Genomic DNA, 14,163 nt, shown 5'->3' with positions numbered 1-14,163 from the left:
GCACCGCCCACCGGTCCCGCCCATCCGCGCCGCCCAACCGCCCATGCGCGGGGCAGAGCCTTCCTGTAAAGACGCCGGTCTGCGGGAAGACCGCTCATCGCCAGGCACAGCCGAACGTTTCCCGGTACTCCTCCGTCCCAGGAGGGACAGGGAGGGAACCCATGACCGGACGCCGCCGCACGTTACGCCGTATCGGGCGCCGCGCCGACGCCACTGACCCCCGCGGGCCCGACAGACACACGCCCGACGCCCTTACGCCCGCCAGGACCGATGTGGACGTCTCGCGCGTGCGCGCGATCCTGGCCCTGGGTGGCGTGCCCTGGGGCGACCTCGATGACGGGGTGCAGGAGGTACGGCTGAAGCTGCTGGAACAACGCGCCGATCCGGCTCGCGCGGCGGTTCGCGACACCTCCGCGTGGAGCAGCGTCGTCGCCTCCCGCGTCGCCGCGGACTGGCACCGGGCCGGTGCGCGCGACGACGGGCTGCGTGCCCGGCTCGCCGCCCGCTGGGCGCGGCAGCCCGTCGTGGAACACACCGAAGAGGACCGCACAACGGCCCTCGCGGTGGCCGACGGACTCGGCTCCCTGCCCCCTCACCAGCGCCAGGTACTGACGCTGCGCTACTACGCCGATCTCAAGGTGCGTGACATCGCCCGGGTACTCGGCGTCCCCGAAGGCACGGTCAAAAGCCGCCTGCACACGGCCGTGGCCGCACTGCGCACCCGGCTGCGCGAGACGGAGGTGATCCACGGTGACCGAACCGACCGAGACTGAGGAGACCCGACTGCGACGGGCGTTCGCACTGATCGGAGAAGAGGCCGGACGCCCGGGCCCCACCGCGGCGCCCGCGGACCCACCGGTGTCGGTCCGCACCATCGCCACCGCGCCCCGCTCCCAGCGCGGACGGCGTCGTGTGCGGGTGGCACTCGCCGCGGCGGCAGCCGCCTGCGCCGCCGCCATCGTCGTGACGGTGACGGTCACCGCCGGCGACGGCTCCGGAAAGGATGCCGACACCACAGGCCGGGGACAGACCTTCCCCGAAGCGCTCGCCTGCGCGACCGCCGTAGTAGAAGGTGACCTCACCGCGGTACGTCCGGCCGGCCAGGGCCGGGTACAGGTGACCGTGTCCGTGGACCGGTGGTTCAAGCCCGGCACAGGCCCTGCCACGGCACGCCTCGACCTCGCCGACCCCGCCGTCGCGGACCCCGCCGAGGCATACGCCACCGGGGACCACCTCCTCCTGCTCGTCCCCCGGCGCAAAGGACGGATTCCCGACACCTTCCAAGGCCAGGAGGTACCGCCGATGCGCGACCGGATCACCCGCACCCTGCCGGAAGCAGCTCACACCCCCTGCCCTCCTGAGTTCCAGTGAAGAACACCTACCGCCCGGCCGACATCCGGACGGAGCCGGCCGACCACTCGCCCGGAGAGGGAACCGTGCTCAACCCCGTCGAGCGGCAGCACACGACCGCCGGGACACCTCGGTCGCTCTGTTCGGTACACACGCCACGCACGCCCCTCGCACCCCTGTCTCCGCTGTGCGCGGCATCACTCGATCAAACGGAGCGGGCTTCAGTGCCCGGCGTCGTCCTCGACGAGACGTCGCAGCGAGGGGAGCAGGGTGTCGATGTCCTGCCCGGTCCTGAACGCGACGACGGTGGTCCCACCGCCGGGCGCCGGTGAGGAGCCGGGCGCCGGAAAGAGGGCGAGCACCTCACGCATCGCCTCGTCCACCTCGGCGACCGGGTCGGACGACTCGCCCCGAAGCCAGCGACGCAGCACGTGGTTGTGGGCGGCGACCACCGCTGCGGCCATGAGTTCGGCCCTCAGCGACGCCGGTTCCGTCGGGCCCCCCATCCAGTCGGCGATGAACTCCCGGAACAGTCGCTGATAGCGGCCCACGCTGGCGATCTCCCGGTCACGCAAGGCAGCCACCTTGCTCGTGAGGGCATATCGCCGCCTCGCCAGGTCGCCCTCCTCCAGGTAGTGCAGCAGTACGAGTCGAACCGCGTCTGACACGGCGACCAGAGCGGTGCTGTGGCTCGAGGTCGCCAGCCGATCTCTGATCAACTCCAGGAGCCGGTCGTGGTCCGGGAAGATGACGTCTTCCTTGGATCGGTAGTTCCGGAAGAACGTCGTGCGCCCGAGCCCCGCTCGCTCGGCGATGTCGTCGACGGTCGTCTGCTCGTATCCGCGCTCGTCGAAGAGCGCGAATGCGGCGTCTGCCAGTCGGATCCGTGCAGGTGGCTTGCTCATGACCGCTCATCTTTCCCCGTCTCACCGCGCAGACGCCACTTGCCTCGTCTCGACGGGACCGAACACCGCATTGCGAGCATCGGGCGCCGAGTGACGCGGCGAGGCCCCTATCACATGAAGTCGCTGGGACTGAGTCCTTTACTTTCGGAACTGAGTCCCATACTTTGTGAATCACGCCGCCACAGCGGTGCCGACGTGCTACAGCCGTGATCGGTGAGAACCTCGCCTCCCGTCACGGGTCATTTCGGGACGGGAACGGAGGAGGACACCGTGCTCCATACAGCGATCGAAACCACCGATAGCGCCCCAATCGAACGGGAGGTCGATCCAAGCGCGAGCCCACTCCCGGAGGCGGACTGCCCCCCGCAGGTGCCGCTGGGTGGAGTGGGGGGTGGAGAGCTGTACTTCCAGCGCTGCCGCTGGTGTCGGACCGCAGTCTTCCGCCGTCTGTTGTGTCCCGTCTGCGCCTCCACCGATCTCGCCTGGGAGCTCAGTTGCGGCACCGGGGTCATCCGTCATGTCCTGGCCATGGGCCGGAGCTCCGGGAGACAGTGCGCACTCGCCACCATCAACATGAACGAGGGATTCTGGCTGTGTTCCAGGGTCATCGGCGTGCCGCCGCTCACCGTGCGGGCCGGGGCCCCGGTGTGTCTGACGGAAGGCATCGAGTCCGGCCCTCAGGCACTCCTCTTCCGCCTCAGCGAGCCTCCACAGCCTCCGTGGCGATGAAGGTCGAGGCAGCACGCCCACCCGCTCCAGCGACGTCTGGGGTGTGTACGTCCCCACGACACCTTCTGACCTTGAGTTCGGCCCCGCAGGCCATTGCCCATCACCTCTGGAGTACCTGCAATGTCCCCTCCTGGCTGCCGCCTACCACGCCGCCCCCCGATTCCGTCCGATTCGTTCCTGCCAAGAACACTGAGACGCAATGACGTAACGGTGCCCCCAGGCGCCGGTCTGACGGCCCCGCCTCACCCACCGGACACCCTCATTCCGGGTTCCCCGGTGCGGCTGGCAGTGCCGTTCCCGCTCGGAAACTCATTCACAGCTGCCTCGGCAACCGGGCTCTCGCTCACCACCTGGCACGCCACCAGCGCCAACACTCAGAAGGGAGCCAAGCAGTGAGCACCGAGCCCGCGCTGCCGGCCGACATCGATATTCACACCACCGCGGGGAAGCTCGCGGATCTGCAGCGCCGTATCGAAGAGGCGACCCATGCGGGGTCCGCGCGCGCGGTGGAGAAGCAGCACGCCAAGGGCAAGCTGACCGCGCGCGAGCGCATCGGCCTCCTCCTGGACGAGGGGTCCTTCACCGAGCTCGACGAGTTCGCCCGGCACCGTTCGACCAACTTCGGCATCGAGCGGAACCGCCCCTACGGCGACGGGGTCGTCACCGGCTACGGCACAGTCGACGGCCGCCCGGTGGCCGTCTTCTCCCAGGACTTCACGGTCTTCGGCGGGGCGCTCGGGGAGGTGTTCGGCGAGAAGATCGTCAAGGTCATGGACTTCGCGCTGAAGACCGGCTGCCCGGTCATCGGCATCAACGACTCCGGCGGCGCCCGCATCCAGGAGGGCGTGGTCTCGCTCGGCATGTACGGCGAGATCTTCCGCCGCAACACCCACGCCTCCGGAGTGATCCCGCAGATCAGCCTGGTCGTGGGCCCGTGCGCGGGCGGGGCGGTCTACTCCCCGGCGATCACCGACTTCACGGTGATGGTCGACCAGACCTCGCACATGTTCATCACCGGCCCCGATGTGATCAAGACGGTCACCGGCGAGGACGTCGGCTTCGAGGCGCTGGGCGGCGCCCGGACCCACAACACCACCTCCGGTGTCGCGCACTACATGGCCGGCGACGAGAAGGACGGCATCGAGTACGTCAAGGCCCTGCTGGCCTACCTCCCCTCCAACAACCTCTCCGAGCCCCCGGCCTTCGCCGACGAGGCCGATCTGGAGGTCTCGGACGAGGACCGGGAGATGGACACCCTCATCCCGGACTCGGCCAACCAGCCGTACGACGTGCACAAGGCCATCGAGCACGTCCTGGACGACAACGAGTTCCTGGAGACCCAGGCGCTCTTCGCACCCAACATCATCACCGGCTTCGGCCGGGTCGAGGGCCACCCGGTGGGCATCGTGGCCAACCAGCCGATGCAGCTCGCCGGCTGTCTGGACATCGACGCCTCCGAGAAGGCCGCACGCTTCGTGCGCACCTGCGACGCGTTCAACGTGCCCGTGCTGACCTTCGTGGACGTGCCCGGCTTCCTGCCCGGCACCGACCAGGAGTACAACGGCATCATCCGGCGCGGCGCCAAACTGATCTTCGCCTACGCGGAGGCCACCGTCCCGCTGATCACGGTCATCACCCGCAAGGCATTCGGCGGCGCGTACGACGTCATGGGCTCCAAGCACCTGGGCGCCGACCTCAACCTGGCCTGGCCCACCGCGCAGATCGCGGTCATGGGCGCCCAGGGCGCGGTCAACATCCTCCACCGGCGCACCATCGCCGCCTCCGACGACCCGGAGACCACCCGCGCCGAACTGATCGCGGACTACGAGGACACCCTGCTGAATCCGTATACCGCGGCCGAGCGAGGCTACGTCGACGCGGTGATCATGCCCTCCGAGACCCGCCGCCACATCGTCCGCGGACTGAGGACCCTGCGGAACAAGCGCGAGTCGCTGCCCCCGAAGAAGCACGGCAACATCCCCCTCTGACCCCACTGACCTCACTGACCTCACTGACCTCACGGACTTCGGAAAGGGCGGCCAATGGCGTTCACGGTCGTACGGGGCAACCCCACTCACGAAGAGCTGGCCGCCGCGCTCGTGGTGATCCAAGCCCGCGCCGCAGCGACCTCAGCCGTCCCTGCGACGCCGCGGCGACTGGACGAATGGGCGGTCAAAACCCGCAACTTCTCGTGCAGCGCCCCGCCCCAGCCGGGCCCGGCAGCGTGGCGCAGCTCCTACTGGCCACGCTGAGGAATCCACGGGGCCCGCAGCCGCGACGTCGTCGCACAAACACCGCGAACTCCCTGGCCCCGGCGGCCGGTGGGGCCCTCCCGCCCCGCTGACCATTCGAACGGAGAGACCATGAATACTCCGCAACAGCGGACAGCTCGCGCCGGTACCGCGCCGGTACCAGGCACCCGTATCGCCGGCCCCGGGCTTGACAGCCACGACCGTGGCGCCAACGTCATCGCCCGGGGCCTGCGCGACACCGGCTACGAGGCCATCCACACCGGCCCGCACCAGGCCCCGGAACAGATCGTCGCCATCGTCTTCGCCGAGGCTGCGGCACTCCCGGGCCTCTCCGTACTTTCAGGCGGCCACCTGACATTCGAAACCATCGACCAGCTCGACGCCGCCCCGAACCAGACCCTGGAGCCGACATGCTGACGAAGGTGCTCATCGCCAACCGTGGCGAGATCGCTGTCCGTGTTGCCCGTGCCTGCCGGGATGCCGGGATCGCGAGCGTAGCCGTCTACGCCGATCCGGACCGGGACGCATGTCATGTGCGCGCGGCCGATGAAGCCTATGCGCTGGGCGGTGACACCCCGGCAGCCAGCTATCTCGACCAGGCCAAGGTCCTGGCCGCGGCCGCCGAATCCGGCGCCGACGCCGTCCACCCCGGCTACGGATTCCTCTCCGAGAACGCCGAATTCGCCCAGGCCGTCCTCGACGCGGGCCTGACCTGGATCGGCCCCCCGCCGCACGCCATCCGCGACCTGGGCGACAAGGTCGCCGCCCGCCACATCGCCCAGCGCGCCGGCGCCCCCCTGGTCGCCGGCACCCCCGACCCGGTCTCCGGCGCGGACGAGGTCGTGGCCTTCGCCGAACAGCACGGCCTGCCCATCGCCATCAAAGCCGCCTTCGGCGGCGGCGGCCGCGGCCTGAAGGTCGCCCGCACCATGGAAGAAGTCCCCGAGCTCTACGACTCCGCCGTCCGCGAGGCCGTGGCGGCGTTCGGCCGCGGGGAGTGCTTCGTCGAGCGCTACCTCGACAAGCCCCGCCATGTGGAGACCCAGTGCCTGGCCGACACCCACGGCAACGTGGTGGTCGTCTCCACCCGTGACTGCTCCCTCCAGCGCCGCCACCAAAAGCTCGTCGAAGAGGCCCCGGCCCCGTTCCTGACCCAGGAGCAGAACGACCAGCTCTACGCCGCCTCCAAGGCCATCCTCAAGGAAGCCGGCTATGTGGGCGCCGGCACCGTCGAGTTCCTCGTCGGCAACGACGGCACCATCTCCTTCCTCGAGGTCAACACCCGTCTCCAGGTGGAACACCCGGTCACCGAAGAGGTCACCGGCATCGACCTGGTCCGGGAGATGTTCCGCATCGCCGACGGCGAAGCCATCGGCTACGACGACCCGCCGATGCGCGGCCACTCCTTCGAGTTCCGCATCAACGGCGAGGACCCGGGCCGCAACTTCCTGCCCGCCCCCGGCACCGTGACCTCCTTCGTCCCGCCCGCCGGGCCCGGTGTCCGGCTGGACGCGGGCGTGGAGTCCGGCAGCGTCATCGGCCCGGCGTGGGACTCGCTGCTGGCCAAGCTGATCGTCACCGGCGCCACCCGCACCCAGGCCCTCCAGCGCGCCGCCCGCGCCCTGGCCGAGTTCCAGGTCGAGGGCATGGCCACCGCGATCCCGTTCCACCAGGCCGTGGTGGTGGACCCGGCGTTCACCAGTGAGCCGTTCACGATCCACACCCGCTGGATCGAGACCGAGTTCAACAACACCATCACCCCCTTCACCCCCGTCAGCCCCGACGAGGACGAGGAGCCCACCGCCCGCGAGACCGTCGTGGTCGAGGTCGGCGGCAAGCGGCTGGAGGTCTCGCTGCCCGCCTCCCTGGGCGTGGCCACCGCCCCGGCGGGCGGCTCGAAGAAGCCGAAGCGCAAGGCGGTCAAGAAGTCCGGCTCCGCCGCCTCCGGCGACGCCCTGGCCTCCCCGATGCAGGGCACCATCGTCAAGGTCGCCGTGGGCGAGGGCGACACCGTCGCCGAGGGCGACCTCATCGTCGTCCTGGAGGCCATGAAGATGGAACAGCCCCTCAACGCCCACCGCGCGGGCACCGTCAAGGGCCTGACCGCCGAGGTCGGCGCGTCCGTCACCTCGGGCGCGGTCATCTGCGAGATCAAGGACTGACAGGAATGATCGCTGTGGCTCCACTCGGAGGTAAGTGCCAGGACTGGCTGGCGCTTCCGCTGCCCTCGGCAGGATCAGCCGACCACCCGGCGGGGCCACAACGCGTCGCCGGTCAGGCATCTGTGACTTCCGGGTAGGTCCTGGGCGCCGGGCGATGGTCGGCGAGTGGAGGTAGTCGCTCTCGGGGCGGTCGATGCCCGTTGTGGTGTCCGGCGTAGGTGCTGAGAACGCGGAGAGCGTGGCGTTCGCTCCAGAGCAACAGGTGGCCGCGAAAGCCGCGTCGAAGGAGTCGGTGTATTCGCCGTCCCGGTCACGGATCACAAAGCGCGACGACTCAAGGCACTCTGGAAGGCCTCGCGGTGGGCGCGGGTGACCTCGGTGGGGTCCTCGGCCACGTCCTCCACCTCGAGGTCGGGCGCAGCGTTCTCGTTCAGGTAGCGGACGAGCTGGGCGGGGGCGAGGAGGTAGTTGCGGCGGGTGGTCTCCGGGTAGTTGCCCGCCCGCAGCGAGCGGTCCGGTCCCGCAGGTAGCGCTACCGAGTCTTGGGGAGCCCTGCGGTGATCTTGTCCAGGTCCACAAGCAACAACGTGGAGAAAGCCTCCGAGTCAACGTGTCGGTGAGCGGCGTGCTCACCCCCAACGCCAGAAACGGGAGCGTGAAAAGAGGGACCTCACAGGTGTTGACCTGCAAAAACCCTCTGGACACGCTTCTCACCAGGCTGAACGGAATTCTCGGCATCCGCGGTGCTCGGCGCCTTACGACCCGGCAGACCACTCGCAGCGGCTGGCTGCAGCGGGTCCGTCAGGGCACTGTCCCGAGCTCCCGGAGCCGGGCCCTGGCTGTCGTCACCAGATGCGGGCGGTTCGTGCGCAGGCCCAGCAGGGCCACCCGGACCCAGAGGAAGTCACCCAGTTCCACGATGTGCTCGCGCATTCCCTCCCGTACCGTGCCGCCCTGTCCCCGGTACGCGGCGAGCAGCGCGTCCAGGACGGCGGGACCGCCCGCGTAGTACAGGTCCACGAAGTCCGCGGCGGGGTCGTCGACCCGGGCGTTGGTCCAGTCGAGCAGGCCCTCGAGCCGGGCCCCACCGCCCGATCGGCGGGAGACCAGGGTGTGGCCGGGGTGCACGTCGCCGTGGACGGGCACCGTCGCGGTCGGCCAGCCGTAGTCGTCCTCCAGCCAGCGCAGCCAGTGGGCTCGGCGGCCTGGGGACAGCCCGAACGCGGCGTGCGCCTCATGGAGTTGGCGGGCGACCCGCTCGCGGGGCCGGTCAGGTGCCGTGTCCGGCAGGCCGGCCGTCGCGGGCGGCAGGGCGTGCAACGAGACCAGTACACCGGCCAGTGGGCCCAGGTACTCCGCCGCGGGGCCGAGCGGGTCGACCGCCCACCGGTAGCGGAGCGAGTGGGGGTCCTCCGCCCCCGCCGCCGTCCCCGGGAGCCGCGGGTAGGCGGTGAACTCCGGGGTGTGCACCCGCCACTCGGGGATCCGGGTCGGCAGCCGGTCGCGCAGCCGTCGCAGCAGCCGGTCCTCCGCCGCCGCGGGCGCGACCACCTGCGCGCGTCGGGGGGAGCGCAGGATCCACTCCCGGCCGTGCTCGTCGCGGCAGTGCACGACGCGGAAGTCCCAGCCGGACTCGTCCACCACAGCCGAGCCGGGGACCACCGCGATGCCGTGCCGAACGGCGTGGTCAACGAGGTGCGGAACGCTGAGCGCTGACGCCTCCATGGCCCCACCCTGCCCCGGCGGTAACCGACCCGAAACAAGTTTCCGCCCGATGGAAGGTGAACTCCCCAAGGGCCGGGAGTGCTTGCGGACCGCAGTACGCGTCGGGTTTGCTTCCGATGAAGCGCAACCACTGCCCCGCTATCTCCGTTCTCGATCCGGGAGTCCATTTGTCGCCCGTACGCAACGACGGCGCAGTGACCAGTCTGCCAGCACCACCGATATTGGAAGAGTGGTACCGGCGATATCTGGATAGGGCCGAACTGGATATCAGTTCCAGCGGGGTCCAGCCGTATTCTTTCGCGGAACTGCGCCGCATCGCCGGAATCGGCCACGACGAGCTCGACGGCATCGTCATGGACGACAGCACCTCGCAGGGTTCGCCGGAGCTGCGGCAGGCGATCGCCGACCGGTACGCCGGGGGGCGCCGCGAACACGTCATGGTCACTCATGGTTCGAGCGAGGCCATCGCGCTCACCCTGGGGACCCTCCTGGAGCCGGGCGACCGGGTGGTGCTGTCTGATTCGCTCTACCACTCGCTCGGCCACTTCGCCCGGGAGCGCGGCTGCGAGATCCGCACCCTGCCGCTCGGAGAGCTGTCCGACGGGGCCTTTCCCGACGCCGTACTGCGCGACACGATCGGGCCGGGAGTCAAGGCCGTGGTGGCGAATTTCCCGCACAATCCGACCGGCCTCAGCCTTTCCGGCACCGGATACCGCGCGTTCCTCGACCGGGTGGCGGATTCGGGCGCCCTGCTCGTCTGGGACGCGGCTTTCGCGGAAATCACCCATGGCGCCGATCCGTTGCCCAACCCGGAAATGCTGTACCCGCACACCGTCTCGTACGGAACCTTCTCGAAGGCATACGGCCTGCCCGGACTGCGGTTCGGCTGGTGCATCGCCCCGCCGGAACTGATCGAGCGTACGTTTCCGCTGCGCGATCGCACGACGCTCTTCCTCTCTCCTCTCGTCGAACGCATCGCACTCCATGCGGTACGCGCAGCACCCCGGCTGATCGGCCCTCGCGTCGAACAGGCCCGGCGCAACCTGGAGTTGCTGGACCGCTGGGTCGAGCGGCACGCGGACGTCGTCGCCTGGCAGCGTCCGCACGGCGGCGTCTGCGGGCTACTGGAGCTGCCGCACGTGGCCGATGTCGAACGGTTCTGCCTGGAGTTGCTCGACCGGACCGGAACGCTCCTGGTGCCCGGCACGGCCTTCGACCTCCCGCACGGAGTACGGCTCGGATTCGGTGGTGCCGAGAAGGAGTTCGCCGCCGGTCTCGACCGCCTCTCCGGCTTCCTGCGCGGCGCGCGGGGCGGGCGATGAGCGGGCGGCAGCCGGACTTCCTCGACCGGTGGGACCATCAGGTCGCCACCCGGTCCGGGGCACCGGCCCTGATCGAGGGAACGGTCCGCTGGAGCTATGCCCAGGTCGAGGCGCGGGCCGGCGCGCTCGCATCGGTGCTTGCCGCACGGGGCGCCGGCCGTGGGAGCGTGGTGGGTCTGTCGCTCGACCGGCCCCGGGACGCGGTCCTCTCCATGCTCGCCGTGCTCAGGACCGGCGCCGCCTTCAGCGTCCTGGAGCCCGGTCTGCCGCCGGAGGCCCGGAAGGATCTGGTCGCCCGGGTGGGCGCCGTGCTCTGGCTCCACGACAGCACCCGGCAGGGGCCCCCGCTGCCGCTGGGTACGCCATGTCTGGACCTCGCCACCATGGAAGCCGGGCCCGCCGCCGCGCCGTACACCGGCGTCCCGGCAGCCCCCACGCAGTCGGCGTACGCCCTGTTCACCTCCGGGTCCACCGGTCGGCCCAAGGGCATCGTGATCGAGCGCGGCGCGCTCGCTGCGTTCGCCGACGCGGTGGCCGAGCGACTGCTCCTCACCCCGGCCGACCGCTGGCTGCAGATCGCCTCGCTCGGCTTCGACGTGGTGATCGAGGAGGTCTTCCCCGTCCTGGCCACCGGCGGTGCCGTGGTGTGCAGGCCCGACACCCTGCCGCTGGAACCGCCGGAGCTGCACCGCGTGCTGCGGGAGAGCGAGGCGACCGTGGCCGAGCTGTCGACCCAGTACTGGCGCGAGTACGCCCGCTGGCTGGACGCCGCCGACGAGACCACCCCCGCCGCGCTCCGGGCGGTCCTCGTGGGCGGCGAGCGGATGGAACCCGGCACCTACCGGGCCTGGCAGCGCCGCCAGCCGGCCGCGCTGGTGCACGTGTACGGGCTGACGGAGTGCACGGTGACCTCCACCATGTACACCGGTCGACTGCCCGGGGACGCCACCGAAGTGCCCATCGGCACACCGCTGTCCAACGCGGCCGTCTCCGTTCGGGCCGACGGGCGGGTGCTGCCGCCCGGCCGGACCGGGGAGATCCACATCGCCGGTCCCTCGCTGGCGCGCGGCTATCTGCACGACAAGGAGCAGACCGAGCTGCGGTTCCGCCCAGACCCGCATGCGGACGGAGAGCGGGTCTACGCCACCGGGGACCTGGGTCGGCTGCTGCCGGGCGGGGCCCTGGAGTTCCTGGGCCGGATCGACAGCCAGCTGAAGGTGCGCGGCCACCGCCTGGAGGCGGCCGCGGTGGAGCGGGCGCTGGAGTCCACGCCCGCGGTCGCCCAGGCCGTCGTCCTGATCGACCCCGGTGACGCCACCTCGCTGATCGCCTGCCTGGTCCCGGCCGACCGGGCGCTGGCCCCGGAGCCCGGCACCGCCGCCCGGCTCACCGACGGGCAGCGCAGAGAGGTGGTGGGGCCGACCGCCGCGGCCTTCCCCAGCTGGGGCGTACCGACCCGGCTGTACTGGACGGCCGACCTGCCCAAGAACCCGCACGGGAAGGTGGACATGGCGGCGCTGGCGGCGACGGTCGCGGCCCCCGTGCGTACGCCGCCCGAGACCGGCGCCGAGCCGGGTCCGGACCGACCGTCCACCGTGGACGAGCCCCTGCATGTCGTGCTCCACCGGTTCCGCGACGTGCTCGCGGCGCCCGCGCTCGGTCCCGACGACGACTTCTTCGCCCACGGCGGCCAGTCGATTCTGGCGATGCGCCTGGTGAGCGCGTTGCGGACGGATGTGCCCGCGGCCGCCGGGCTGCGCGTCGCCACGCTGTTCGACTGTCCCACGCCCCGGCGGCTCGCCAGGCACCTCAGCGACCGTACCTGACGCAGCGTCACCCAGCCCTGAACCGCACGCGCACCCGCATGCCCCGTTCGCCACCGAGGGCACCCGAAAGGATCCGCGACCATGGCAACCGGCACCAGCAACGTCCTCGAACTGACCCCGCAGGAAGCGCACCGTTCCGCCGACCTCGGCATCGAACTGGCCGGGAAGTACGCCTCGCCCGAGGACCCACGACTCCTGTTCGACCTGCCGTTCCTCGCGGCGATGCTGCCCGAGCGCACCCGCAAGTTCCTGCGCGCCTTCGCGCTGGAGGAGGAGCACGGCCACTGTGTGCTCCGCGGCCACCGGATCGACACCGGCCGCATCGGCCCGACCCCGGAGCACTGGCGGGCCCGGGCCCGGCCCGCCGCGGAATTCCCCGAGGAGATCCTGCTGCTCCTCTACGGCGCCGTCATCGGCGAGCCGTTCGGCTGGTCCACCCAGCAGGACGGGCGGCTCGTCCACGACGTGTTCCCGATCCGCAAACACGAGCACGAGCAGCTCGGCACCGGCAGCTCCGAACTCCTGACCTGGCACACCGAGGACGCCTTCCACCCGTACCGCGGCGACTACCTGCTGCTCTCGGCGCTGCGCAACCCCGACGACGTCGCCACCACCATCGGCGAACTGGACCTGGACGCCCTCGCCCCCGAGCACGTCGAGGTGTTGTTCCAGAAGCGCTTCCATATCGCCCCCGACGAGTCCCACCTGCCCAAGAACAACTCGGCCGGGGACCACGAGGAGTCCGCCAAGCGCTTCGCCACGATCGAGCGGCTGATCAACGACCGCGAACCGGTCGCGGTGCTGTACGGCTCGCGCTCCGGCCCGTACATGCGGCTCGACCCCTACTTCATGGAGACGCCCGAGGACGACCCACAGGCCCGTGCCGCGCTGGAGGCCGTCACCGGGGTCCTGGACCGGTCGCTGGGCGAAGTCGCCCTGCGGCAGGGTGACGTGCTCTGCGTCAACAACCACCTGGCGGTCCATGGCCGGGTCCCCTTCCGGGCCCGCTACGACGGCACCGACCGCTGGCTCAAGCGCGTCAACGTCACCAGCGACCTGCGCAAGTCCCGTGAGATGCGAGCGCTGGCCGGCTCCCGGCTGATCGGCTGACCAGCCGTGCGAGCGAGTACCGGCCCGGCGGAGCTGACGGTCAGCCGGCTCAGCGACGCCCCCGGACTGGCGGACGCCGCGGACCGGTTGGTGACCGAGAACATGCCCGCCTTCATGACGTGGGAGTCCCCGGGGAACTGGCGCTGGCATCACCTGCACGGCAGCTTCGCCACCCACCAACTCTGCGTCACCGACGGGCGGGGCACCCTGGTCGCCGCTGCCCACGGCCTGCCCGTCCGCTGGAACGGCACCGCGGACGGTCTCCCGGCGGGCGCCGACGACGTGCTGGTGGGCGCCGTCGACGGCGATCTCGCGGAGCGGCCAACCGCACTGTGCCTGCTGTCGGTCTCGGTGGCGGCCTCGCACCGCGGCCGACGCCTGCCGGAGCTGCTGCTGCGCCGGGCCCGCGAGGACGCGTCCGGTGCCGGGCTGCGCGGGCTGGTCATCCCCGTGCGCCCCACCGGCAAGGCCCGCTACCCGCTGGTCCCGATGGCGGAGTACGTCCGCTGGCGGACCCCGGACGGCCTGCCGTTCGACCCCTGGCTCCGCACCCATCTGCGGCTGGGCGCCGAGCGGCTCGCCATCGCTGAGCGATCCCTGGTGATCCGCCAGCCGGTGGCGCGCTGGGAGCAGGCCGCGGGCTTCCCGATGCCGGGCCCGGGCGGCTATGTGGTCCCGGGCGCCCTCGCCCCCGTACAGGCCGACCCGGACGGTTCGGCCACCTATACCGAGCCCAACGTCTGGATGTTTCACCCTGTCTGATGCCGCCATCAGTCTCCCGA

Annotated in this window: 12 protein-coding genes and 1 pseudogene; 11 read left to right on the top strand and 2 right to left on the bottom strand. The window is 70.8% G+C overall.

Features of this window, described 5'->3' with window-relative positions; all coding sequences use genetic code 11:
* Positions 1-161: 161 nt before the first annotated feature.
* Both AS97_RS42890 and AS97_RS42885 read left to right on the top strand, forming a co-directional pair.
* Positions 162-773, top strand: a complete 612-nt coding sequence (locus AS97_RS42890; protein WP_125761266.1) for a sigma-70 family RNA polymerase sigma factor — start codon at positions 162-164, stop codon at positions 771-773.
* Complete coding sequence (locus tag AS97_RS42885; RefSeq protein ID WP_059146650.1) at positions 751-1,371, top strand: hypothetical protein; 621 nt, start codon at positions 751-753, stop codon at positions 1,369-1,371. Before AS97_RS42890 ends, AS97_RS42885 begins: the two co-directional genes overlap by 23 nt.
* Before the next feature lie 200 nt (positions 1,372-1,571).
* Here AS97_RS42885 and AS97_RS42880 read toward each other — a convergent pair whose 3' ends face one another.
* Complete coding sequence (locus AS97_RS42880) at positions 1,572-2,255, bottom strand: TetR/AcrR family transcriptional regulator (RefSeq protein ID WP_059146651.1); 684 nt, start codon at positions 2,253-2,255, stop codon at positions 1,572-1,574.
* Between the two features lie 213 nt (positions 2,256-2,468).
* Here AS97_RS42880 and AS97_RS42875 point away from each other — a divergent pair, with 213 nt between their 5' ends.
* The 5 genes and pseudogenes from AS97_RS42875 (at position 2,469) to AS97_RS42855 (ending at position 7,398) form a co-directional block, all read left to right on the top strand.
* Entirely contained in the window at positions 2,469-2,984 is a 516-nt protein-coding gene (locus AS97_RS42875; RefSeq protein ID WP_330789431.1) for a zinc ribbon domain-containing protein, read from the top strand.
* Between the two features lie 392 nt (positions 2,985-3,376).
* Positions 3,377-4,972, top strand: coding sequence for an acyl-CoA carboxylase subunit beta (locus AS97_RS42870; protein ID WP_247204676.1), 1,596 nt, complete (start codon positions 3,377-3,379; stop codon positions 4,970-4,972).
* Positions 4,973-5,026: 54 nt separating this feature from the next.
* Complete coding sequence (locus AS97_RS42865) at positions 5,027-5,236, top strand: acyl-CoA carboxylase subunit epsilon (protein ID WP_079059276.1); 210 nt, start codon at positions 5,027-5,029, stop codon at positions 5,234-5,236.
* A gap of 111 nt (positions 5,237-5,347) precedes the next feature.
* A pseudogene (locus AS97_RS42860) lies at positions 5,348-5,593 on the top strand (cobalamin-dependent protein); the annotation flags it as partial.
* A 56-nt stretch (positions 5,594-5,649) separates the two neighbouring features.
* Complete coding sequence (locus tag AS97_RS42855) at positions 5,650-7,398, top strand: biotin carboxylase N-terminal domain-containing protein (protein WP_210567406.1); 1,749 nt, start codon at positions 5,650-5,652, stop codon at positions 7,396-7,398.
* Positions 7,399-8,199: 801 nt separating this feature from the next.
* On the opposite strand, the gene AS97_RS42850 is transcribed toward AS97_RS42855, so the two are convergent.
* On the bottom strand, positions 8,200-9,123 hold the full coding sequence (locus AS97_RS42850) for a macrolide 2'-phosphotransferase (RefSeq protein WP_086705703.1): 924 nt from the start codon (positions 9,121-9,123) through the stop codon (positions 8,200-8,202).
* A gap of 194 nt (positions 9,124-9,317) precedes the next feature.
* Here AS97_RS42850 and vioD point away from each other — a divergent pair, with 194 nt between their 5' ends.
* From vioD to AS97_RS42830, 4 genes are all read left to right on the top strand, one after another.
* Positions 9,318-10,445, top strand: a complete 1,128-nt coding sequence (vioD, locus tag AS97_RS42845; protein WP_247204675.1) for a capreomycidine synthase — start codon at positions 9,318-9,320, stop codon at positions 10,443-10,445.
* A complete protein-coding gene (locus AS97_RS42840) occupies positions 10,442-12,271 on the top strand; it encodes a non-ribosomal peptide synthetase (protein ID WP_059147423.1) in 1,830 nt (609 codons plus the stop codon). Before vioD ends, AS97_RS42840 begins: the two co-directional genes overlap by 4 nt.
* A gap of 81 nt (positions 12,272-12,352) precedes the next feature.
* Positions 12,353-13,381, top strand: coding sequence for an arginine beta-hydroxylase, Fe(II)/alpha-ketoglutarate-dependent (gene vioC / locus AS97_RS42835; protein ID WP_059147422.1), 1,029 nt, complete (start codon positions 12,353-12,355; stop codon positions 13,379-13,381).
* 6 nt (positions 13,382-13,387) lie between these two features.
* On the top strand, positions 13,388-14,143 hold the full coding sequence (locus AS97_RS42830; protein ID WP_059147421.1) for a hypothetical protein: 756 nt from the start codon (positions 13,388-13,390) through the stop codon (positions 14,141-14,143).
* Positions 14,144-14,163: the final 20 nt, after the last annotated feature.

Source organism: Streptomyces sp. AgN23, from assembly GCF_001598115.1.
Taxonomy (GTDB): domain Bacteria; phylum Actinomycetota; class Actinomycetes; order Streptomycetales; family Streptomycetaceae; genus Streptomyces; species Streptomyces antimycoticus.
This window is presented reverse-complemented; position numbering and strand designations above follow the sequence as displayed.